This is a genomic window from Arthrobacter sp. ES3-54 (genome assembly GCF_029504395.1).
GTDB lineage: Bacteria > Actinomycetota > Actinomycetes > Actinomycetales > Micrococcaceae > Arthrobacter.
On the sequence record NZ_JAQFIF010000010.1, the window covers coordinates 20839 to 44021 of the forward strand.

A 23183-nucleotide genomic window follows, 5' to 3' on the forward strand; every position below is an offset into this window, starting at 1 on the left:
CTTGTGGGGAACGCCGACCTGTCGCTTGCGGCCACCATGGAGGGACTCGACGACCTAGTAGGTGAATTCCATATCCACGAAGGGGGGCGCGGGGCGTGGAGGCAGCGTCTAGAGTGGGCGCATGGCGGACCAGACGCACCTCGAGAACACTGCAAACCCCGCACAGCCCGAAAACACAGGGACACCTGGAAGTCCCGGGCACGCCGGGGGCACCGACACGGCCGACGCGCTGTTGCGCGAACTCGCCGCGGCCCATGGCGTCGACACGAGCTACTGGGGTTGGGACGGGGTGGAACGCTCCGTGGCCGCCGGAACGCTCCGGGATGTGCTGGCGGCCCTCGGTGTCCCCGCCGATGGGGCCGAGGAGCAGCAACGCTCCCTGGCGGAGACACGCCTGGCACCGTGGCGGCGCATCCTCCCGCCGGTTCTCGTAGTGAGGGAGGGACGGGAAACCCACGTGGATGTCCACGTCCCGCACGGCAGCGGCGTCCGCGTCTGGATCGACGCCGAGGACGGCAGCAGGCACGAGCCCACACAGCGGGAGAACTGGGACGCGCCGGTTGGCGTCGACGGCGTCCTCACAGGACGTGCCACGTTCACCATTCCCGGCGACCTCGGCCTCGGCTGGCATACCCTGAACGCCGACGCCGAAGGCACCTTGGCGCAGTGCCCGCTTGTCGTAACGCCCGGCCAGCTCCGGGCCTCTGCCGTGCTCGGGGGACGGCGCACCTGGGGGCTGACCGCCCAGCTGTACTCCGTGCGGTCCTCCCGGTCGTGGGGGATTGGCGACTTCGCAGATCTCGGTGACCTCGCCGCGGTTGCCGGTGAGCAGGGGGCCGGCTTTGTGCTGGTCAATCCGCTGCATGCCGCCGAACCAGCGCCGCCGGTCGAAGACTCCCCGTACCTGCCGGCCACACGGCGTTTTTTCCACCCGCTCTACCTGCGGGTGGAGGAAATCCCGGAATACGGCTATCTGGACGCTGCCGGCCGGGCCGAGGTGGCACGCCTCGCCGAAGGTCTGCAGGCGGCCAACCGGTCCCGGGACCTCTTGGACCGCAACGCCAGCTACGCGGCGAAGCTCACGGCCTTGGAACTCCTGTTTGCCGTCCGCCGCGGTCCGGCCCGCACCCGGCAGTTCGCGGACTTCTGCGCCGAGCAGGGGCAGGGACTTGAGGACTTTGCGCTGTGGTGTGCGCTCGCCGAAGAGCTGCCGCCGTCGGCGCCGGAATGGACCGGGGCGGCGTCATCCCCGGCGTCGCCGTACTGTGTCGCGCAGCGTCCCAGGCTCGCAGCCCGGATCGAATTCCACTGCTGGCTTCAGTGGCTCTGCGACCAGCAGCTCGAGGCGGCCCAGCGTTCAGCGCGCGAGGCAGGTATGGGGATCGGCGTGGTCCATGACCTCGCCGTTGGCGTGAAACCTGGCGGTGCCGACGCCTGGACGCTGTCCGGCGTACTCGCCCGGGGCGTTTCGGTGGGCGCACCGCCGGACATGTTCAACCAGCTGGGCCAGAACTGGTCCCAGCCGCCGTGGCATCCCGGCCGGCTCGCCGAGTCCGGCTATGCCGCCTACCGGGACATGCTCCGGACCGTACTGCGGCACGCCGGCGGGATCCGCGTGGACCATATCCTCGGCTTGTTCCGGTTGTGGTGGATCCCCGAGGGCGCCGGCCCGGAGGGCGGCACATACGTGCATTACGACTACGAGGCGCTCATCGGCATCCTGGCCCTCGAGGCGCAACGGGCTGGGGCTCTCGTGATCGGCGAAGACCTGGGCGTGTTCGAGCCGTGGGTCCGCGGCTACCTGACGGAGCGGGGGATTTTCGGCACATCCATCCTCTGGTTCGAGCACGACGCCGGCGGCCCGATCCCGCCGGAACACTACCGCCAGCAATGCCTGACCAGCGTCAACACCCACGATCTGCCCCCGACCGCGGGCTACCTTGCCGGTGAACACGTCACTTTGCGGGAATCGCTCGGGCTGTTGCGGCGCCCCATTGATGAAGAACGCGCCGAGGCCGCGGCCGAGCAGGAAGCTGTGCTGGCCCAAGTCCGGGCGCGCGGGCTGCTGACGGACACCGCCACCGACGTCCGGACAACGGTGGAGGCGCTGTATGCCTACACGGCACTTGCCCCGTCCGCGCTGCTGGGCGTGGCGCTCGTCGACGCCGTGGGGGAGACCCGGACCCAGAACCAGCCGGGCACCAGCACCCAATACCCAAACTGGCGCATCCCGCTGGCCGCTCCCGAGGGCGTGGTACTGATCGATGACCTGCCGGGCCATGAACGGTTCCTGTCCCTGCTGGGCACCGTCCGGACTGCGCTCCATCCCGGGACCTGAAACGGGGCCTGAAACGGACCTGAGCCAGACCTGAGGAGGGCCCCGCAGACAGCCTTGGGTCGCGCCGCTACCGGGCGCTAGCATGGTCCGATGACGCGGATCGGCCGGGGCTCGCTGGCCGGCGTTGGGGCGCTGGCGATGTTGTTAGTGGGGTGCACTCCGGTGCAACCCTTCCAAGCCGGCCCGCCCGCCCCCTCACAATCCGCGCCCTCACAATCCGCGCCCTCCCAATCCGCGCCTGCCGAGTCGGCTCCTGCCGAATCCGCGCCCCAACCGTCCAGCCTGGACACGCCTCCCGCCGCGACCCCGCCGCCGTCGCCGTACTTCGCACAGCCAGCGCCGCACCCGGCGCCGGGGCAGCAGGGCAACGGCGGAATCCAGCACATTGTGGTCATGGTCCTGGAAAACAAGGCGGCCTCGCAGATCATGGGCGCCAGCGAAGCGGGCTACTTCAACAAACTGGCCGCTGAATTCTCAACGGCTGCCAACTACCAGGCGATCATGCACCCGAGCCTGCCGAACTATATCGCCCTGACGAGCGGAACAACCGCCGGGATTACCAGCGACTGCAAACCGAAGTCCTGCACCGCGGATGTGCGGTCCATCGCCGATGAAATCACACAGTCCGGGCGGACTTGGAAAATGTACGCCGAGGGCATGCCCGCGCCCTGTGTTTCGCGGGACTCCGGGGACTACGCGGTGAAGCACAATCCCTTTCTGTACTACCCAACGATTACAAGCGACAAGAGCTCGTGCGCGGACCATGTTGTGCCGTACGAACGGCTGGAACAGGATCTGCAGTCGGCGTCGGCCCTGCCGGACTTCTCCTTCATCAGCCCAGACATGTGCAATGACACCCACGACTGTCCCATCAGCACCGGAGACCGCTGGCTCTCCCGTGAGGTGCCGAGGATCCTTGGGTCGCTGGCCTTCACGACGCAGAACTCCCTGTTGGTGCTCACGTGGGATGAGGGCAGCAAAGAAGACAACAGGGTGGCGACGGTATTTGCCGGTCCGGCTGCGCGGAAAGGCTTCACTTCCCATGCCGCCTACTCGCACTACTCCTTGTTGCACACCATCGAGGACGTGTGGGGGCTGACGCCCCTGACCGACCACGTCCGCAATGCGCCCCTCATGAGCGAATTGCTCAACCAATAGCGGCGGGCGGCCTTTCCCTGCGAATACACAGGAAGCACTGCCCATAATGGTCCCGAAGCTCCGGTCAACCGCTATTTGACCGGAGCTTCGCCACGTGCACCCTGGCCAGCGCAGGCGCCGTGAAGGGTTCCATTTGATAGGGGGCTTTGGGCACGGGCGAGCGGGCATGCCAATTCCTAGAATGGAGTATGGCCGGCTCCGAAGTCATTGAGGTGGAACACAAGTACTGCCCTTCGGAAGCCGACGCCCTCCCGCAACTGGCATCAATCCACGGGGTGGATCGCGTAGGGCAAGCCGTCAACGAACAGCTGGACGCCGTCTACTTTGATACCGAGGCACTGGCGCTGGCCGCGCAGCGGATCACACTGCGCCGCCGGTCCGGCGGTCCGGAGGCAGGCTGGCACCTCAAGCTCCCAGTCACCGCGGGGGAGCGGCGGGAAATAGGGGAGCCGCTGGGCGGCGATCGGGATGCCGTGCCGGAGCTTTTGCGTCAGCTAGTGCTCGTTCACACCCGCAGCCACATGCTGGTGCCCGTGGCACGCATCAAGACCAACCGGACTTCGACCCCCTTTTACGCCGCCGACGGCGCGGTCCTGGCTCACTTCAGCGACGACCACGTCGAGGCGCAATCCCTGCTAACCCCGGCGGAACCGTCGCGGTGGCGGGAGTGGGAAATTGAGCTCGCCGACGGTCCCCGACAGCTGCTCCAGGACGCCGACACACTGCTCGCAGCCGAGGGAGTGCCCCTTTCCGCCCTGCCGTCCAAGCTGGCCAAGGCGCTCGGACCCAACTATCCGGGTGATCCCGCCGCAGTTCCAAAGCCGAGCCGGCACAGCCCGGCCTCGGACGTCGCGCTGTCATACATTGTCCAACAAGTACTCGCCCTGAAGATGCATGACCCTGGAGTCAGAGCCGATGCGCCGGACGCGGTGCATCAACTACGGGTGGCCGCGCGCCGGTTACGGTCAGCGTTGGCGACCTTCCGGAAGCTCACAGATACGACGTCGGCCAAGGTCCTGCGGGCTGAACTGCAGTGGCTCGCCGGCGCTGTGGGACAGGCCCGGGATACCGAGGTCATCCGCGCCCGGCTGAAGGACATGATCAACGCTGAACCGACGGAACTGTTGATCGGTCCAGTTGCGCAGGAAATCGAAGAGCACCTCGGCACCGTCCAGCAACAGGGCCGTGCCGCAGGCTTGGCGGCGCTGGACAGCGACCGATACTTCCGCCTCCTCGATTCCCTCGACGCGTTCCTTGCGGCACCTCCGCTCAGCGCCTCAGCACAAGAGGAAGCGTCGCTGACGGTTGGCCGGCTCGTCTCGGCCGAGCAAAAGCGCCTAAAGAAGGCGGTCCGCGCCGTCGATAGTGCCAGCGGACGGGGGTCGCAGGATGTCGCACTGCATGAAGTTCGAAAGAGCGCCAAGCGGCTGCGCTATGCCGGCGAGGCGGCTTCCCCGATTTTCGGTAAACAAGCAACTGCCCTTGCCCGGGCCGCCGAGGGCATCCAGGAAATACTTGGAGAATTCCAGGACAGCGTCGTCACCCGGGAAACACTGCTCGCACTCGCGGCACAGTCCGCCGGCGGTGGGGGCAACGGATTCAGCTACGGGCGCCTGCATGCGTTGGAGCAGCTGCGCGGCGATCAGGCCCGGGCGCGGTTCTACGAGGTGTGGCAAAAGTCCAGGCCGAAACCCCTGAACTGGAAGTAGCGGCGACATCTCAGCGCTGCGAAGGAGAGAACCGCCCATGACGGAGCCCCGCACCGGTATTGCGGCCATATGGTCGGACGGACTCGGCCGCGCCAGCATCCGTTCCGTGCAGGCCCTCACGGTGGCCGCCCTCGCCTGGGCAATCATCTGGGCGGCGACCCGCATTCCGTTCGTCATCATCCCGGTCCTGATTGCCGTGATCCTGGCCGCCGCAATCTCCCCGCTGGTCCGCTGGCTCACAGGGCGCTCGTGCCCGCGTGCCCTCGCCGTCGTTGCCTCGTTCGTGGCCATCCTCGCCGTAGTCGGCGGCGTCATCACCGGCATCGTTATCCTGGTCTCCCGCCAGTGGGCCGAGCTCTCAGCCCGCGCCGTATCCGGGGTTGACCAGCTGCACTCCTTCCTCACCACTGGACCTGTCCCCGTCAGCGACCAACAGATCACCGCCGCCATCGGCTCAGTGCGGGACTTCTTCACCTCCAGCACTTTCGGTGCAGAAGCCCTCACGGGGGCACGCACCCTGGGGGAAATCTTCGCCGGCGCGGTGTTGATGGCCGTGACGCTGTTCTTCTTCCTCAAGGACGGGCCTGAGATCCGGACCTTTCTCATCGGCTTCCTGCCCGCTGACCAACGCGCCAAGGCACGCATGGCCGCGGACCGCAGCACCGTCGTCCTGGGCGGGTACGTCCGCGGCACCGCCATCGTCGCCGCGATCGACGGTCTCGTCGTCGGGATCACCCTGGCCATCATGGGGGTACCGCTGGCCCTCCCGCTGGGCGTGTTCATCTTCATGGGTGGATTCATCCCGATCGTCGGCGCCACCGTCGCAGGCACCCTAGCCATCGCCGTCGCCCTGATCTCCAACGGCCCCATCCAGGCGCTTATCGTCCTCGCCGTCGTCATCGGCGTGAACCAGCTAGAACACCACTTCCTGCAGCCGGTCCTGATGGGCAAAGTGCTCAGCATCCACGGGCTGGCCATCCTGCTCGTCCTGGCCGCCGGCACCGTGCTGGCAGGCATCGTCGGAGCGCTGCTGGCCGTGCCGATCACCGCCGTTGCCTGGACCATCCTCAAGACCTGGTCCGGCCGCGATCCGCTGGCCGAACCTGAACAGCCGGCGGGGGAAGGCCGGCAATAACGTTGGTCCAGACTCCCAGGACGGGGCGCCGGTGCCCGGGGAGCCTGGACCAATGGACCGTCAGCCGTGGGCGAGGACCGTGTTGATCAGCTGGGTCAGTTCGGCTGACGCTTGCTGAGTGACCGCCAGCCCTGTTTTTACGGCAGTCGCGGCAAGGTTGCCTTTGATGCCGGTAACGGTTATAGCAGTTTGGGCCTGGCCTGTGGCAAGGTGCTGCTTGGTGAGTGCCGCAAAAGACACATCCCCGTTAGTCTCGGCAGCAACAGGCGTGGTCTCTGTGGTGATTTTCTGGCCGGCCGCTTCGATGGTGAAAGTCTTGCACTTCGCAGCTGAGGCTTGGGATGCGTTTAGTTGTTCGGTCATGGTTTGGGCGTCCTTGAGGGCAATGACCGTAACCACAGTTGCCGTTTTGTCCGTTGCCGAGATCGAAGTGGCGCCCGCGTAGGTGCTGCCGTCCGGAATCTGGGCGTTGCTGTCAGCGAAGGACTTGCAGGCCGCTGGAGTGAATACGGCTGTCTTGAGCAATTCCTTGGCTTTGAGGATGCCCTGGTCGATTTGTGCTGACGGGACCACAGTCAGCGGCTTGCCCTGGGCATCCTTCAGCGTTGAAAGCAGACCGCTCAGGTCCGCATTGCTGAAGCTCTTCGTCGGAGTCGGGGTGGGAGTGGCTGTCTGAACTGCCGCCGGCGTTACGGCGGACGTTGCCGTCGCGGTGCTAGTGCCGGCCCCGCAGCCGGTAAGGGCAAGGAATGCGACCAGGATGACGGCCGGCGATGTGATTCTTCGCTGCATGTAGTGTCCACCTTCTCGGTTTTCCGGTCCGCCTCCCGGTCTTGGGCGGCGCGCTCCGGTACCGACCAGCCGAAGTGTCCCGGTAAGGACCCCGGCCGATGCGGCCTGTAGCTACTCGCCGGAAAGCGGCGTGAGGGGTGGTTTCTGTCGGCAGCCCGTGGTGACGGAAGGCCGGTGCAACGCTCCCCCCTCGCGCACCGCTCCCAGACGCGATGGGGTCAGGCTACAGGCCCGGGTCGGCCGCACAACAGAGAGTAAACTACCTTTTTTTGACACCGCAGGCGGGGCTGTTGTTGCCGGGCATAGGAAACCGGGCCGGCAATCGCCCACCCGGCTCTGCGAGCACTGGCGACGCTACCGAGGGCGCGCCGAGCCTGAGGCAAACGGTCAGAACTTCTCATTCCTGGCCGTTTCACACTCAGTGTGGGCGAAGCCGGAGCTCGGATGGGTGAGGACAGAAAAAAACCCCTGGAATCCTTGGATTCCAGGGGTTTTCCCTTGTGCGCGGAGGGGGACTTGAACCCCCACCCCCTTTCGAGGACTAGCACCTCAAGCTAGCGCGTCTGCCATTCCGCCACCCGCGCAGGTGGTAATTCCGGGAAGTTTTCGCCTCTCAGCGTTTTGCTTTTCTCGGAAGCAGCGAGAAAGACTCTAGCACGACTTTTCCGGAAACAAATAATCGGGGCTTTGCCGGGGGGTGTGGGTAGGCTGAAGCCAGCAATTGAGCCACCCGCCAAGAGGAGCCGCAATGACTGACAACCGGACCGAACCCAGGCCCGAGGACGAGGTCGTCAGGATCTGCCAAGAGCTGATCCGCATCGACACATCCAACTACGGTGACGGCTCCGGCCCCGGTGAACGCGCGGCCGCCGAATACACCGCCGGGCTCATGGCGGAAGTCGGGCTGGAGGCCGAAATTTTCGAGGCCGCCCCCGGCCGCGCCAGCGTGGTGACCCGGCTGGCGGGGGAGGACCCCTCGGCCAGCGCCCTGGTGGTCCACGGCCATTTGGACGTCGTCCCCGCCCTCCGCGAGCAGTGGTCGGTTGACCCCTTCGGCGCCGAGTTGAAAGATGGGCTCATCTGGGGACGGGGCGCCGTGGACATGAAGGACATGGACGCCATGATCCTGTCCGTGCTGCGCAACTTCGCCCGCACGGGACGCAAACCTAAGCGGGACCTCATCTTCGCCTTCTTCGCCGACGAGGAAGCCGGCGGCACCTACGGCGCCCGCTACGCCGTCGACAAGCGGCCCGAACTCTTTGAGGGCGCCACCGAAGCGATCTCCGAGGTAGGCGGCTTTTCCGCCACCATCGGCGGGCAGCGCACCTATCTGCTCCAGACCGCGGAAAAAGGCCTCTCTTGGCTCCGCCTCGTTGCCCACGGCCGCGCGGGCCACGGCTCCCAGATCAACACCGACAACGCGGTGACCAGGCTTGCCGGTGCGGTCTCCCGGATTGGCGCCTACAACTGGCCGATCGAGCTCACGCCGACCACCCGGCAGTTCCTCGACGGGGTCACCGAACTGACCGGGGTCGAATTTGATCCCGACGATCCGGACAAGATCCTGAAGGAACTCGGCACTGTGGCCCGCTTTGTCGGCGCCACACTGCAGAACACCACCAATCCCACCCTGCTCAAGGGCGGCTACAAGCACAACGTCATCCCGGAATCGGCCGAGGCCCTCATCGACTGCCGGACCCTGCCGGGGCAGGAGGAGAAGGTCCTGGAGATCGTCCGGGAGCTCGCCGGCACCGGAGTGGACATCAGCTACGTGCACAACGATGTCTCCCTGGAGGTGCCCTTCGCCGGCAACCTCGTCGATTCGATGATCGATGCCCTGCATTCCGAGGATCCGGGCGCCAAGGTGTTGCCGTACACGCTGTCCGGCGGAACCGACAACAAGTCCCTCAGCCGGCTGGGCATCACCGGCTATGGCTTCGCCCCGTTGATGCTTCCGGACGAACTCGACTTCACCGGCATGTTCCACGGCGTCGACGAGCGCGTCCCGGCGGATTCACTGAAATTCGGCGCGCGGGTGCTGGACACCCTGCTCACCAACTACTGAGCGGACACCCGGCCATGACGCCCGAAGACATTCTCACCGGGCCGCTGCTGGAACGGATCCGGGGCCGCGCCGCCGGGTACGACCGCGACAACGCCTTCTTCCATGAGGACCTCGCGGACCTTCAGGCGGCCGGCTACCTGAAGATCTTTGTCCCCGCGGTCGACGGCGGCCTCGGACTCGGGCTGACGGAGGCGGCGCAGCTGCAGCGCCTGCTGGCGACGGCTGCGCCGGCCACCGCACTGGCGATCAACATGCACCTGGTGTGGACCGGCGTCGCGCAGGTGCTGGCCGCCCGGGGTGACTCGTCGCTCGATTTCATCCTCCAGGAAGCCGCGCAGGGAGAGGTCTTTGCCTTCGGCAATTCGGAAGCCGGCAACGACTCCGTGCTGTTCGATTCCCGCACCGAGGCCGTGCCGCTGCCCGACGGCGGCTACAGCTTCACCGGACGCAAGATCTTCACAAGCCTGTCACCGGCATGGACCCGGCTGGGGATCTTCGGGAAGGACTCCTCCGCCCAGGACGGCGCCGGGGAACTAGTCCACGGATTCATCACCCGGGCAACGCCCGGCTACGAGATCCTGCCGGACTGGGACACGCTCGGCATGCGGGCCAGCCAGTCCAACACCACCCTCCTGGACGGCGCCGTCGTGCCCGCGGAACGGATCTTCCGGAAACTGCCAGTGGGCCCGAACGCCGACCCCCTGATCTTCGCGATCTTTGCCTGCTTCGAAACCCTGCTCGCCGCCGTGTATGCGGGAATCGGCGAACGGGCACTCACGCTCGGGGTGGAGGCGGTGGAGCGCCGGACGTCGTTCAAGAACGGCGGCCGCAGCTACGCCCAGGACCCGGACATCCGCTGGAAAGTGGCAGAGGCGGCGATGGCCATGGATGCGCTCTACCCGCAGCTGTCCCGCGTGGCGGCCGATGTCGACGAACTCGTGGACCACGGCAGCCAGTGGTTCCCCCGGCTCGTGGGCCTCAAGGTCCGGGCCACGGAAACGGCGCGCGCCGTGGTGGATCTCGCGATCCGGGTATCCGGAGGATCCAGCTACTTCCGGGGCTCTGAGCTGGAGCGGTTGTATCGGGATGTGCTGGCCGGCATGTTCCACCCGTCAGATGACGAGTCGGCGCACAATACCGTGGCGAACGCCTGGCTGGGCCCGCTGGACACGCCCTAGGCGGCCCCGGACGCCGCGGCGTTCGGGGCCCTTGCTCCGGCCGATGTCCGTGGCAACATTTGCGGGGGAGTCCTAGACGGTGCGCTGGACCTGGATGACTTTCCGGCGCAACCAGAAACGCCGCCCGCCACCCACGTAGAGGCGGCTGCGTTCCAGTTCCCACTTGCCGTACTCGGAGTGCTCCACGAGCCGGCGGCGGGCCTCGGGCAGGGAATCCTCAGGGCCGACCGTCAGAACGAGGTACTCGTACTGCTTGACATAGTCCCGTTCCCGCCGGACCGAGCTGCTCAGAAAATGTTCTTTCATTGCTCTCCATTTTCGTCTTTTTCCGACTAACGTGAAGTCATGAGCATCGATCCGCGTGTCGCGCTTCAGTCACTGACCTCTGCATTGGAAGAACACCTGGCGGCGGCCTCCGCCCGCAGAAGTGACGGGGATCCCGCGGTCGAAGCGGCGTTCTTCGCCGTTGCTGACGCCTTTGAAGTCTACGACGACGCCCTGTACGAGGCGTATGGGGAAGTGACGCCCCTCCAAGTCATCGACGAGGACGACGACGAAGACGAAGACGACATCGACGACGAAGAGGACCTCGAAATCCTGCAGAACTCAGAGAGCTGACAAAGACTCTGAGAACGAGGGGGACCCGCGGAACTCCCCGGACCGGCCTCAGGCCGGGTCGGACACGTCTTCCAGCGCCTGCGCGATCTCCGGCGGGAGCGGCGCGAGGGCCGAATCCAGGATCTCCTTGAGCTGGACCGGTGTCCGGGGGCCGACCACTGCGGTTGCCACCCCCTGCTGGGACAGGAGCCAGCTCAGCGACACATCGAGGGGCGTCCGGCCGAGCCCCTTCGCCGCCATGGCGACGGCCTCCACCACGCTTGACGCCGGCCCCTCAAGATACGGTTCCACGTACGTGGCGAGCCGCTGGTTGGCGGCGCGGGAATCTCCGGGGATGTGCCCGCGGTATTTTCCGCTCAGGACACCGCGGCCGATCGGCCCCCAGGCCATCAGGCCCAGCCCGGCGTCCTCGATGGCCGGAATCAGCTCAATCTCAGCGCTGCGCTGCAGGAGCGAGTATTCGGACTGGTTGGCCACGAGGGGAAAGCCCGCTATGGCCGCGGCCTTGGCTGTCTGCCAGCCGTTGAAATTGGAAACGCCGGCGTAACGCGCCCGGCCGGACCGCACGGCGTGGTCCAGCGCGGACAGGGTCTCCTCCAGCGGCACATTGGCATCCCAGGCGTGGGCGAACCAGAGATCCACGTAATCGGTTCCCAGCCGGGCAAGGCTCGCGTCGAGCCCGGAGAGCATCCCGTTGCGCGACGTGTCGACGCTGCGGCGCCCGTCCGCCGTCGTCAGTCCTGCCTTGGTGGAAATCACCACTTCGGAACGGGCGACGACGTCGCCCAGCATTCCGCCGAGCATCGCCTCGGCCTGGCCGTCGGCGTAGGACGCCGCGGTGTCGATCAGGGTTCCGCCGGCATCGACGAAGGACCGCACCAGGGCGGCGGCATCCTGTTCCTCGGTTTCCCGGGCCCAGGACATGGTGCCAAGGGATAGGGCGGACACGCGCAACCCACTGTTGCCGACATAACGCTGCTGCATGCCAGCAAGCTTACGGGAGTCGCCGTGCTTCATAACGTAGGGTCTATAAACGTGAACTGGATACAAGCGGCTCTGCTGGGCCTGGTACAAGGGCTGACCGAGTTCCTCCCGATTTCCTCGAGCGCCCATCTGCGGATTGTCGGCGCCTTCCTGCCGGAGGCCTCAGACCCAGGTGCGGCATTTACGGCCATCACCCAGCTGGGCACCGAGACGGCCGTGATTGTCTATTTCTGGCGCGACATCCTGCGGATCATCCGCGCGTGGTCCGGTTCGCTGACCGGCAAAGTGTCCCGGCACGACCCGGATGCGCGCATGGGCTGGCTGGTGATCCTGGGCAGCGTCCCGATCATCGTCCTCGGCCTGCTGTTCCAGGACCAGATCGAGTCCGTGCTCCGCAGCCTGTGGGGTGTTGCGACCATGCTGATTGTGTTCGGCATGGTCCTCGCGGTGGCAGACACCATCGGCCGGCAGGACCGCGAACTGACGCAGCTGACCTACAAACACGGCCTTTACTACGGACTCGCGCAGGCCCTGGCCCTCTTCCCCGGGGTATCCCGCTCCGGCGGCACCATCAGCGCCGGGCTCCTGATGGGCTACACGCGTGGGGCGGCCGCCCGCTACTCATTCCTGCTGGCCATCCCCGCCGTGTTCGGCAGCGGCTTGTACCAGCTGTACAAAGTGGTCTCCAAGGAAGGCATCACCGGCCCGTACGGACTCCCGGAAACGGCCCTGGCCACCGTGATCGCCTTCATCGTGGGCTATGTCATCATCGGCTGGTTCCTGAAGTACGTCTCCACCCGCGGCTACCGGCTCTTTGTCTGGTACAGGATCCTCCTGGGAATGTCCCTGTTCCTGCTGCTCGGTTTCAATGTCATCAGCGCCTAGCACTAGGCTTGGGCTGTGAAATCCTGGATCTCCCGCCCCGTTGCCCAGCTCCCCGGCAGCATGCCCGCCCTGCGCCTTTTCGACACCGCGAAGGGCGGCATCGTCACCCTGGAGGCCACGGGCGAGCAGTCCATGTATGTCTGCGGCATCACCCCCTATGACGCTACGCACATGGGCCACGCGGCCAGCTATGTCGCCTTCGACCTCCTGAACCGCGCGTGGCGGGACGGCCGCCAGCAAGTCGCCTACGTCCAGAACGTGACCGACGTCGACGATCCCCTCCTGGAGCGCGCGACGGCCACCGGCGTCGACTGGCGCGAACTCGCTGCGAGCCAGATCGAGCTCTTCCAGACCGACATGGAGGCCCTAAACGTCCTCGCCCCGGATCATTACATCGGTGCCGTCGAGGCCGTTCCCCTGATCGTTCCAGCCATCGAGCGCCTCCTGCACAACGGTCTCGCGTACCGCGTCCCTGGCACCGGTGGCGAGCCCGACGGCGACGTCTACTACGACGTCGAGGCGGCCGGCAAACACTCGACGGACGCCGTCGACGCCTGGACCCTGGGGTCCATTTCCGGACTCTCCGACGCCGAAATGCTGGAACTCTTCGCCGAACGCGGCGGCGACCCCGGCCGTGCCGGGAAGCGCCAGGCGCTCGATCCGCTGCTCTGGCGGGTTGCCCGCGAGGGCGAGCCCCGCTGGCCCGGCGGCGAGCTGGGGGAGGGACGGCCCGGCTGGCACGTCGAATGCACCGTGATCGCCCAGGAGTACCTGCCCAAACCGTTCACCGTCCAAGGCGGCGGCTCGGACCTCATCTTCCCGCACCACGAAATGGGCGCCGGCCACGCGTACTCACTGGCCGGCGTGCCGCTGGCCCGCCACTTCGCGCATGCCGGCATGGTGGGCCTCGATGGGGAAAAGATGAGCAAGTCCAAGGGCAACCTGGTCCTGGTCTCCAAGCTCCGCACCGACGGCGAAGAGCCGGCCGCGATCCGACTGGCGATCCTGGCCCACCACTACCGCACGGACTGGTCCTGGACCGCCGAAGGGTTCACCGAAGCCAAAGACCGCCTCCGCACCTGGCGTGAGGCCCTCGCCGTGGCACCCAGCGGCTCCGCTACGGCCCTGATCGGCCGGATGCGGACTGAGCTCGCCAATGACCTCAACGCGCCCGGCGCCCTCGCCGCCGTCGACGCCTGGGCCCAGTCCGCCCTGGGAATCGCACTGGAAACCCCGTCCGCCTCGGCCACGGACGCCGCGCTGGTGAGCGACGCCGTCAACGCCCTGCTGGGCGTCGAACTCTAGCCGGACGCTGCGCTAGGGCTTGTCCTTGCCCCGGCGCTTGAGGTAGCGCTCGAATTCACGGGCGATCGATTCTCCGCTGGCCTCAGGAAGGTCCGCGGTGTCCTTGGCCTCCTCCAGCTGGCGGACATACGCCGCAATTTCAGGGTCCTCGGTGGCGAGCTCGTCCACGCCGCGCTCCCACGCGTCGGCCTCCTCCACCAGTTCCGTGGTGTCCAGGGGGACCTGCAGCAGCTCCTCGATCCGGTGCAGCAGGGCCAGCTGCGCTTTCGGTGAAGGGGCCTGGGCCACGTAATGCGGCACGGCCGCCCAGAGCGAGACGGTCGGGAGCCCCGCCAGCAACGCCACCTCGCCGAGCACGCCCACAATCCCCACGGGCCCCTCATACTGCGAGGCCTCCAGGTCCATCCGTTCACGCAGTGCGGCGTCGTCCGTGGACGTGCTGACCGGAATCGGCCGGCTGTGCGGCACGTCGGCCAGCAGCGCACCGACCAGGATGACGTAGTCCACATGCAGGGCCTCGGCGTGCACCAGCAGCTCCGCCGTGTAGGCACGCCACTTGTAGGACGGCTCGGTGCCCTGGACGAAGATGACGTCCACGTTCGACTCGGGGACGCTGGCCTTGAAGATCCGCGTGGACGGCCACTTGATCTTCCGCTCACCGGCCGCCGTCCGCCGGATCGTGGGCCGGGTGAACTGGAAGTCGTAGTACTCATCGGCGTCGATCGCCGCGACCTTCTTGCCGCCCCAGAGCTTGTTCAGATAGCGCAGGGCATCACTGGCGGCCTCCCCGGCGTCGTTCCAGCCTTCAAAGGCCGCCAGCATGACGGTGATGCGCCGGCCCTCGGGGACGGGTTGCAGCAGCCGCTCCGGCTCGGAGACGGCGCCTGGTTCGGTGGGGTCTGCCTCGAAGCTGTTCATGCCATCACCCTACGTCCAAGACCCCGCCCCGCGCAGGCAATCGGTCGCTGCGCGTGCCCCCTTTTCGCCCAATTTCCGCCCGGAATCCCACGGCCGGGCGGACGTAATTCGCCGTAGGCGTAGCGCGGGCGCCCGGCCGCAGGCTTCCCCGTAGACTGGAAGGCATGCGATCCTCAGCTTCCCGGCCCCTCCTTAAAGCAGCGCTCTGGGACATGGATGGCACCATTGTCGACACCGAGCCCTACTGGATCGAAGCCGAGCGCGCCCTCGTTGAAGCCCACGGCGGACAATGGTCCCAGGACCAGGCGTTGCAGCTCGTGGGACAGTCCCTGACGTTTTCCGCGGGCATCCTGCAGGAAGCCGGCGTGGCGATGGAACGGCGCGACATCATCGACACCCTCACCGGCCATGTGGTCAGCCAGGTCCGGAACTCCGTTCCTTGGCGCCCCGGTGCCCGCGAGCTGCTCGACGAGCTGTACAAGGCCGGTGTCCGCTGCGCCCTCGTCACCATGTCCGAGGCCCCGCTGGCCCGGGAGATCGTTGCGAGCCTGCCGGAGCCCTACTTCGAGTTCCTCATCACGGGGGACACGGTCACGCAAGGGAAGCCGCACCCGGAGGCCTACCTGACGGCCGTTGAGCTCCTGCAACAGCGGGACCCAGAACTTGGCCTGCACCACTGCGTGGCCCTGGAAGATTCCGTGCCGGGGGTCGCCGCCGCCATCGCCTCGGGCGTGGTCACGGTCGCCATCCCTCACATCCTGCCCCTCCCGCACGATCCCCGCCGCGCCACCTGGGACACCCTCGAAGGCCGCACAGTTGCGGACCTGGAAGAGCTGGTGGCCCTGCGGCATGAATTCCCGGACGCCACGTTCGGGCGCGCGGCGGAGCCAACCGCCCTCTCGGCCGGGAGTGCTCCCCGTGGCTGACACCGGCAGCCAGAAACAGCCCGGCAAGAATGCGGCCAGCCGCCGGGAGGGGATCCCGCTGGGCCGCATTGCCGGCATCCCGGTCTTTCTGGCGTACTCCTGGTTCATCATCGCGGCCTTCACGGTGATCGCGTACGGCCCGGTCCTGCAGAGCAACAACCCGCGCCTCGGCGTGACCGCTTTCTTCGTCGCCTTCGCCTACGCGCTGCTGCTCCTGATTTCCGTGCTGGCCCATGAACTCGCGCACGCGCTGACCGCCAAGCTGTTCCACTGGCCCACGGAGAAAATTGTCCTTAACCTTTGGGGCGGCCACACCCAGTTCGAGAGTTTCACTGCCTCACCTGGCCGCTCCGTCCTGGTAGCGCTGGCAGGCCCGGCGGCGAATTTCGTCCTGGCCGGCGCAGGCTGGCTTCCGCTCGCGTACGGGGACCTGAGCGGTGTGGCCGATATCCTGGCCAACATCTTTGTCTGGGCCAACCTGCTGATCGGCATCTTCAACGTGCTTCCCGGCCTTCCGCTGGACGGGGGCCGATTGGTCGAATCCGCCGTCTGGAAAGTTACCGGCAACCAGGAAAAGGGCACCATTGCCGCCGGCTGGGCGGGCCGGATCATCGTGATCGGCCTGGCCCTGTGGTTCATAGTCCTGCCCCTGATCAGCGGTGCACGGCCGGATATTTCCTTCACCCTCATCACCGCCCTCGTGGGCAGCTTCCTGTGGATGGGCGCATCGGCGTCGATCCAGCAGGCCCGCCTGCGGGGCCGGCTGTACCTTGTCGACGCCGCGGCCCTCGCCGAACCCGCCCTCGGCCTCCCGGAAACCGCCACGGTCGCCGACTTCCTGGACCGGGCGCCGGCAGGAAAGCCCACCGTGGTGCTGTGCGACCGGGACGGCCGGCCCGTGGGCATCGTCGACGCCGCAGCCGCCGCCACCGTGCCCGCCGCCCTGGCCGCAGCGACCGCCCTGACCGCGGTCTCCTACCCCCTTGGCGCCGGCGCCTATGTCCCCGAATGGTCCAAGGGCCAGGAGCTGGTCCAGTACTTGGCCCAGCTCGATGGGAAGGAGTACGCGGTGGTGGACCGCGAGGGCGCGGTCACCGGGCTGTTGCGCCAGTCCGCCGTCCTGCGTGCCATTACAGGCAAGTACCGGAACGAACGCCAGAACCAGGGGCAGAACCGGTAGAGTTACTGGGCGGCCGTGATTTTCCGGCCCCCCACGCGCAAGGACCGGTGCCCGCCGGCATGTCCGCGGCCACACAGCTTTACAGGAGCGAGGAACATCTTCATGAGCAGCGACACTGCCGCCAACATCACCCCCGCAGGCACCAGCACAGCCTCCGCCGCAGGCACCAACACCGCCGCAGGCACCACCGCCGCGACCACCCCGAACGGTGCGACCGGCGCGGCGCGCCGCCGCGGACCGTTCCGCGAAGGCGAGCGGGTCCAGCTCACGGACGAGCGCGGCCGGATGAACACGATCACGCTCGAAGTCGGCGGGGCCTTCCACACCCACCGCGGGTTCCTGAACCACGACGAGATCATCGGCAAGCCCGACGGCTCAGTGGTGGTCAACAATGTCGGGCAGCAGTACCAGACCCTGCGCCCGCTGCTCTCGGACTTCGTACTCTCGATGCCGCGTGGCGCGGCCGTGGTCTACCCCAAGGACGCTGGCCAGATCGTGACCATGGCGGACATCTTCCCCGGCGCGCGCGTTGTTGAAGCCGGGGTCGGCTCGGGCGCCCTGTCCATCTCCCTGCTGCGCGCGGTGGGGGACAACGGGTACCTGCATTCCTTTGAGCGCCGCGAGGAGTTCGCGGACATTGCCCGCGGCAATGTCGAGACCATCTTCGGCGGCCCGCACCCGGCCTGGAAGATCTCGCTCGGCGACTTCCAGGAAGAAGTGGTGCGCACCGAGGAACCCGGCTCCGTGGACCGCGTGGTCCTGGACATGCTCGCCCCGTGGGAATGCCTCGACGCCGTCGCCACGGTCCTGGCACCCGGCGGAGTGTGGATCAATTATGTCGCCACTGTGACGCAGCTTTCGCGGACAGCCGAAGCCATCCGCGCAGACGGACGTTTCACCGAACCCGACGCGTGGGAATCCATGGTCCGCGGCTGGCACCTCGAGGGCCTGGCCGTGCGCCCGGACCACCGCATGGTCGCCCACACCGGTTTCCTGCTGGTAACCCGCCGCCTCGCCGACGGCGTCACTGGAATTTCGGTGAAACGCCGCCCCTCCAAGACCGACTTTAACGAAGAAGACGTCAATGCCTGGACCCCGGGCGCTGTCGGCGAACGTGCGGTCTCGGACAAGAAACTGCGCCGCGCCGCCCGGGACGCAATCGCCGGAACAAACGTCGTCGACGCCCCGGAGATAACGAACTAGGCAGCATATTTCGGATGTCTCCAGCGGCACCCGCCTTCTTAGGGCTATGGTCTTAACAGAAGAGCAGGAAGGGGCTGATGCACGATGGAGACTCCGAATACTGACCCGGGCCGCACACCGGCCGAGGACGCAGCGGATGCTGCCGCGCGCACGGGCGCGGGCCGCGCCGCAGCCGGCGAGGGTGACCGGTACGCCGCCAGTGAGCTGTCCGTCGCAGAGCGGCAGGTAAACATCCTCCGGGACAAGCTCCGCCACATTGACCGCCAGCTTGCCGCCGCGACCCAGAACAACTCCAAGCTGGTCAGCATGCTGGAAACGGCCAAGGCAGAGATCCTGCGGCTGAAAAACGCCCTCGACCAGGAGGGACAGCCGCCATACAGCTTCGGCACAATCCTCCAGCTCAACCCGAAGCGGCAGCCGACGGCCGGAAACAGCGGACAGGCAGCCACGGAAGAATCCGTGGATATCTTCAACGCCGGCCGCAAGATGCGCGTGGGGATCAGCCCGCTGGTCAACATCAGCCAGCTGGCCGTCGGGCAGGAAGTCCTGCTTAACGAGGCCCTGATGGTGGTCGCCGGACTCGGTTACGAACGGGCCGGAGACCTCGTCACGCTGAAGGAGATGCTGGGGCCGGACCGCGCCCTGGTAGTGGGCCGCGCCGACGAGGAGCGGGTCATCCGGCTTTCCGGTGCCCTGCTCGCCCAGCGGCTCAGGGTCGGCGACGCACTGTCGATCGATTCACGCACCGGTTACGCGCTGGAAAAAATCCCGCGCTCCGAGGTGGAGAACCTCGTGCTCGAGGAAGTTCCGGACATCACCTATCAGGACATCGGCGGCCTGGGCCCGCAGATCGAGCAGATCCGCGACGCCGTCGAACTGCCGTTCCTGCATCCGGACCTGTACCGGGAGCACGGGCTGAAGGCGCCCAAAGGCATCCTGCTGTACGGGCCGCCCGGCTGCGGCAAAACCCTGATCGCCAAGGCCGTCGCCAACTCGCTCGCCGCGCGGGCCGCCGAGCGCGCCGGCAAGACGGACATGAAGAGCTACTTCCTGAACATCAAGGGACCAGAGCTGCTCGACAAGTACGTGGGCGAGACCGAACGGCACATCCGGCTGATCTTCGCGCGCGCCCGGGAGAAGGCGTCCGAGGGCAGCCCCGTGGTGGTGTTCTTCGATGAGATGGATTCCCTGTTCCGCACCCGCGGCACGGGCATCTCCTCCGACGTCGAAACGACGATTGTCCCGCAGCTCCTCAGCGAGATCGACGGCGTCGAACGGCTGGACAACGTGATCGTGATTGGCGCCTCCAACCGGGAAGACATGATCGATCCGGCGATCCTGCGCCCGGGCCGCCTGGACGTCAAGGTCAAGATCCAGCGGCCCGACGCCGAGGCCGCTGCCGACATCTTCAACAAATACATCACCACGGACCTGCCCTTCCACGAGATCGACCTCGCCGAGCACAACGGCGACGTTCAGGCGACTGTGGACGCCATGGTCCAGCGGACCGTCGAGGCGATGTACTCCACCGAGAAGTCCAACGAATATCTCGAGGTGACCTACGCCAACGGCGACACCGAAATGCTCTACTTCAAGGACTTCAATTCCGGGGCCGTGGTGCAGAACGTCGTGGACCGGGCCAAGAAGTACGCCATCAAGGACCTGTTGACCATCGGGCAGAAGGGCCTGCGGATCGACCACCTGCTCCGGGCGGTCGTGGACGAGTTCCGTGAACATGAGGACATGCCCAACACCACCAACCCGGACGACTGGGCACGGATCTCCGGCAAGAAGGGCGAGCGCATCACGTACATCCGCACCATCGTCCAGGGCAAGGCCGGCCAGGAGCCCGGGAAGTCCATCGAAACGATGCCGAGCACAGGGCAGTACCTGTGACGGCTGTTGTCCCCGGCAAGCCCGCCGATACTTCTGGCGGCCTGCCGGTCGGCGGGGCCATGAGGGTGATGGGCTCGGAGACCGAATACGGCATCCACGCACCGTCGGCCCCCGGAGCGAACGCCACGATGATGTCCGCCCGGGTCATCCAGGCGTACGCCCAGGTGACCCGGCAGCGCGCCGCCGGCGGCGCCGAAACGCGGTGGGACTACACCGACGAGGAGCCGCTGCACGATGCCCGCGGCTGGACCTTGGAGCGCAGCAGCGCGGACCCGGAACAACTCACCGACCAGCCTCCCGTCCTCGACGCCGAGGCGATCGCCCTCGCCTACGGGCGGCAGGAACTCGAGGCCGACGGCGAGGACGAGTCCGGCACGCTGCTCATGAACATGGTGCTTGGCAACGGTGCACGGCTGTACGTAGACCACGCCCATCCGGAGTATTCCAGCCCCGAGGTGACCAGCCCCCGGGCTGCCGTCACCTGGGACGCCGCCGGTGACCTGGTGGCTTTGGCCGCCGTCCGGCGCCTCGCCGCAGATCCCGACCTGCCGCCGGTCAACCTGTACAAGAACAATACGGACAACAAGTCGGTCTCCTACGGCTCGCACGAGAACTACTTGATGCCCCGCTCGGTGCCGTTCGGCGAGATCGTGCGCGGCCTCACGCCGTTTTTCGTCACCCGGCAGATCATTTGCGGTGCCGGGCGGGTGGGCCTCGGGCAGGACAGTGCCCGGGCCGGCTACCAGATCAGCCAGCGCGCTGACTTCTTCGAAACCGAAGTGGGCCTGGAAACCACCATCCGCCGCCCCATCATCAACACCCGGGACGAACCCCACGCCACCGCGGACAAGTACCGCCGGCTGCACGTCATCATCGGCGACGCCAACCTCAGCCAGGCGTCCAACTTCCTCAAATTCGGCACCACCGCCATGGTGTTAAGCCTGATCGAGGCAGGGCTGGCTCCGCGGATTGAAGTCCACGAGCCGGTCGCCGCGCTACAGGCCGTCAGCCACGACACCTCGCTCACCGCGCTGCTGCGCCTAGGCGACGGCCGACGGATCACCGCCCTGGACCTGCAGTGGATCTATTTGGAGGCCGCCTCGAAGCACGCGCAGGACACCGGCGTCGCGGACGCGGTGGACGGTGACGGCCACACCCACGAGGTCCTGGAACGGTGGGCCGCCACGTTGAGCGAACTCGGCAGTGACCGGGCGGCGGCCGCTTCCTCGGTGGAGTGGCTCGCCAAGCTGTCCCTGCTGGAGGGCTACCGGCAACGCGACGGCCTGGGCTGGGACAACGCGCGGCTTGGCCTCGTGGACCTGCAGTGGGCTGACATCCGCCCCGAAAAAGGGCTCTACTACCGGCTGCTGGCCCGCGACCGGATGCAGCGGATCGTGGACGACGCCGCGATCGCCCGTGCGGTGACCGAACCGCCGTCGGACACGCGGGCCTACTTCCGCGGACGCTGCGTCAGCCGGTTCGGCGCGGACCTCGCGGGGGCCAGTTGGGACTCGGTGATCTTCGATGTCCCCGGCCGAGGCAGGCTCCAGCGCGTGCCTACCCGCGAGCCGCTGCGCGGAACCGAAGCCCTCACAGGCGGCCTGTTTGCCCGGCACCGGGAGGCCGGGACGTTCCTGGCTGAACTGCTGGGACTCAGCCCCGGTTCCTAGGAATAAAGCCCCCGCGGGCGCCCCGAGCGTGGCACTATTGCTACAGGATGTCCCTTAGGAGAAAAGGGACGGACATGAAGGAGAAAACAATGGCAGGCCAGGAGCAGCAGCAGCCGCAGTCGCGGGACACCGAGGTTGACGAGGACGTCCCCGCCGCGCCGCCGGCCCCAGGGGACGCCCAGGCGTCGGCAGCCACCCAGGGCGTCGACGATCTCCTCGACGAGATCGACGGCGTGCTGGAGTCCAATGCCGAGGAATTCGTCCGCGCATTCGTCCAAAAGGGCGGCCAGTAGGAGCGCCGCCGGCCGCCGGATGAGGGCGGCGGGAGGGGCTACGGGCCGGAAGTGTCGTTGATCCACCACGTTGAGGGAGAGCGTTAGTGCAGGAAACAACAGCCAACCGAGTAGCAGCCAACGCGACGTCCTCATTCACCGAGCATCTGCAGCGCGAACGGCCCGACTTAATGCCCTTCGGCCAAGTGCCTTTCAACCAGTTGCCCGGCACCGGGCACGCCGCCCAACCGGCAGCGCCCCTCCAGGCCCCGCACGGGACCACGATCGTGGCGATGACCTACGCCGGGGGAGTGCTGATGGCCGGGGACCGCCGCGCCACCATGGGCAACGTGATCGCGAGCCGGCACATCGAGAAAGTCTTCCCCGCCGACCAGTACTCCGTGCTGGGCATTGCCGGAACCGCCGGAATCGCCCTGGACATCACCCGGCTGTTCCAGGTTGAACTGGAACACTACGAGAAAATCGAGGGCACGCTGCTCAGCCTGGACGGCAAGGCGAACCGGCTCGGCGCCATGGTTCGCGGCAACCTGCCCATGGCCATGCAGGGCCTCGCCGTGGTGCCCCTGTTCGCGGGATTCGACCGGCCCGCGGGCTTCGGCCGGCTCTTCTCCTACGACGTCACGGGCGGACGCTACGAGGAGCAGGAGCATCACGCCGTGGGATCCGGCTCGATGTTCGCTCGAGGTGCGCTGAAAAAACTCTGGCGGCCCGGCCTCTCGGAGCAGGACGCCGTGGCGGTCGCCGTCGAGGCACTGTACGACGCCGCCGACGACGACTCCGCCACCGGCGGGCCGGACCCGGTCCGGCAACTATGGCCGGTGGTGTATATCGTGAACCGAACAGGCGCCTTCCGGGTCCCGGACCGCGATCTCGCCGCCGTGGCCGGCCGCGTCATCGAATCCCGGACCGTCGCCCAGCGGGAGGCCTGAG

General features: G+C 67.0%; 20 protein-coding genes and 1 tRNA gene. 16 read left to right on the forward strand and 5 right to left on the reverse strand.

Going from position 1 to position 23183, the window contains the following annotated elements; all coding sequences use genetic code 11:
* The first annotated feature begins 121 nt into the window (after positions 1–121).
* From malQ to M2428_RS16135, 4 genes are all read left to right on the forward strand, one after another.
* Entirely contained in the window at positions 122–2338 is a 2217-nt protein-coding gene (gene malQ, locus M2428_RS16120) for a 4-alpha-glucanotransferase (protein WP_277526965.1), read from the forward strand.
* A 393-nt stretch (positions 2339–2731) separates the two neighbouring features.
* Entirely contained in the window at positions 2732–3496 is a 765-nt protein-coding gene (locus M2428_RS16125) for an alkaline phosphatase family protein (protein WP_277526966.1), read from the forward strand.
* Positions 3497–3684: 188 nt separating this feature from the next.
* Positions 3685–5205 carry a CYTH and CHAD domain-containing protein gene (locus M2428_RS16130; protein ID WP_277526967.1) on the forward strand — a complete coding sequence of 507 codons (1521 nt, stop codon included), beginning with the start codon at positions 3685–3687 and terminating at the stop codon, positions 5203–5205.
* Positions 5206–5242: 37 nt separating this feature from the next.
* Positions 5243–6340: an AI-2E family transporter gene (locus tag M2428_RS16135; protein ID WP_277526968.1), complete on the forward strand. Its 1098-nt coding sequence runs from the start codon at positions 5243–5245 to the stop codon at positions 6338–6340.
* Between the two features lie 60 nt (positions 6341–6400).
* On the opposite strand, the gene M2428_RS16140 is transcribed toward M2428_RS16135, so the two are convergent.
* A complete protein-coding gene (locus M2428_RS16140) occupies positions 6401–7132 on the reverse strand; it encodes a hypothetical protein (RefSeq protein ID WP_277526969.1) in 732 nt (243 codons plus the stop codon).
* A gap of 501 nt (positions 7133–7633) precedes the next feature.
* Positions 7634–7716: transfer RNA gene (locus tag M2428_RS16145), tRNA-Leu, on the reverse strand.
* 164 nt (positions 7717–7880) lie between these two features.
* On the opposite strand from M2428_RS16145, the gene M2428_RS16150 reads away from it, so the two are divergent.
* Both M2428_RS16150 and M2428_RS16155 read left to right on the forward strand, forming a co-directional pair.
* Positions 7881–9197, forward strand: a complete 1317-nt coding sequence (locus M2428_RS16150; protein ID WP_277526970.1) for a M20/M25/M40 family metallo-hydrolase — start codon at positions 7881–7883, stop codon at positions 9195–9197.
* Positions 9198–9211: 14 nt separating this feature from the next.
* Complete coding sequence (locus M2428_RS16155; RefSeq protein ID WP_277526971.1) at positions 9212–10375, forward strand: acyl-CoA dehydrogenase family protein; 1164 nt, start codon at positions 9212–9214, stop codon at positions 10373–10375.
* A gap of 72 nt (positions 10376–10447) precedes the next feature.
* On the opposite strand, the gene M2428_RS16160 is transcribed toward M2428_RS16155, so the two are convergent.
* On the reverse strand, positions 10448–10681 hold the full coding sequence (locus tag M2428_RS16160; RefSeq protein WP_018772920.1) for a DUF5703 family protein: 234 nt from the start codon (positions 10679–10681) through the stop codon (positions 10448–10450).
* Between the two features lie 39 nt (positions 10682–10720).
* Here M2428_RS16160 and M2428_RS16165 point away from each other — a divergent pair, with 39 nt between their 5' ends.
* Positions 10721–10993, forward strand: a complete 273-nt coding sequence (locus tag M2428_RS16165) for a hypothetical protein (RefSeq protein WP_277526972.1) — start codon at positions 10721–10723, stop codon at positions 10991–10993.
* Positions 10994–11041: 48 nt separating this feature from the next.
* Here the strand turns inward: M2428_RS16165 and M2428_RS16170 are convergent, their stop codons facing one another.
* Positions 11042–11977 (reverse strand): aldo/keto reductase, encoded by a 936-nt coding sequence (locus M2428_RS16170; protein WP_277526973.1) that lies wholly within the window; start codon positions 11975–11977, stop codon positions 11042–11044.
* 51 nt (positions 11978–12028) lie between these two features.
* Between M2428_RS16170 and M2428_RS16175 the strand changes: the two genes are divergently transcribed.
* Both M2428_RS16175 and mshC read left to right on the forward strand, forming a co-directional pair.
* Positions 12029–12862, forward strand: coding sequence for an undecaprenyl-diphosphate phosphatase (locus tag M2428_RS16175; protein ID WP_277526974.1), 834 nt, complete (start codon positions 12029–12031; stop codon positions 12860–12862).
* 15 nt (positions 12863–12877) lie between these two features.
* Complete coding sequence (gene mshC, locus M2428_RS16180) at positions 12878–14167, forward strand: cysteine--1-D-myo-inosityl 2-amino-2-deoxy-alpha-D-glucopyranoside ligase (RefSeq protein WP_277526975.1); 1290 nt, start codon at positions 12878–12880, stop codon at positions 14165–14167.
* A gap of 12 nt (positions 14168–14179) precedes the next feature.
* Here the strand turns inward: mshC and M2428_RS16185 are convergent, their stop codons facing one another.
* Complete coding sequence (locus M2428_RS16185) at positions 14180–15085, reverse strand: PAC2 family protein (RefSeq protein ID WP_277526976.1); 906 nt, start codon at positions 15083–15085, stop codon at positions 14180–14182.
* A gap of 164 nt (positions 15086–15249) precedes the next feature.
* Between M2428_RS16185 and M2428_RS16190 the strand changes: the two genes are divergently transcribed.
* The 7 genes from M2428_RS16190 (at position 15250) to prcB (ending at position 23182) form a co-directional block, all read left to right on the forward strand.
* Positions 15250–16011: an HAD family phosphatase gene (locus M2428_RS16190; RefSeq protein WP_277526977.1), complete on the forward strand. Its 762-nt coding sequence runs from the start codon at positions 15250–15252 to the stop codon at positions 16009–16011.
* Positions 16004–17191 carry a site-2 protease family protein gene (locus tag M2428_RS16195; protein ID WP_277526978.1) on the forward strand — a complete coding sequence of 396 codons (1188 nt, stop codon included), beginning with the start codon at positions 16004–16006 and terminating at the stop codon, positions 17189–17191. Before M2428_RS16190 ends, M2428_RS16195 begins: the two co-directional genes overlap by 8 nt.
* 102 nt (positions 17192–17293) lie before the next feature.
* Positions 17294–18394 (forward strand): tRNA (adenine-N1)-methyltransferase, encoded by a 1101-nt coding sequence (locus tag M2428_RS16200; protein ID WP_277526979.1) that lies wholly within the window; start codon positions 17294–17296, stop codon positions 18392–18394.
* Positions 18395–18478: 84 nt separating this feature from the next.
* Positions 18479–20290, forward strand: coding sequence for a proteasome ATPase (gene arc, locus M2428_RS16205; protein WP_277526980.1), 1812 nt, complete (start codon positions 18479–18481; stop codon positions 20288–20290).
* A gap of 59 nt (positions 20291–20349) precedes the next feature.
* Positions 20350–21960 (forward strand): depupylase/deamidase Dop, encoded by a 1611-nt coding sequence (gene dop / locus M2428_RS16210; protein ID WP_277527087.1) that lies wholly within the window; start codon positions 20350–20352, stop codon positions 21958–21960.
* A gap of 89 nt (positions 21961–22049) precedes the next feature.
* Positions 22050–22253, forward strand: a complete 204-nt coding sequence (locus M2428_RS16215) for a ubiquitin-like protein Pup (protein WP_090581157.1) — start codon at positions 22050–22052, stop codon at positions 22251–22253.
* 86 nt (positions 22254–22339) lie between these two features.
* Positions 22340–23182 (forward strand): proteasome subunit beta, encoded by an 843-nt coding sequence (gene prcB / locus M2428_RS16220; protein ID WP_277526981.1) that lies wholly within the window; start codon positions 22340–22342, stop codon positions 23180–23182.
* Position 23183 lies beyond the last annotated feature (1 nt).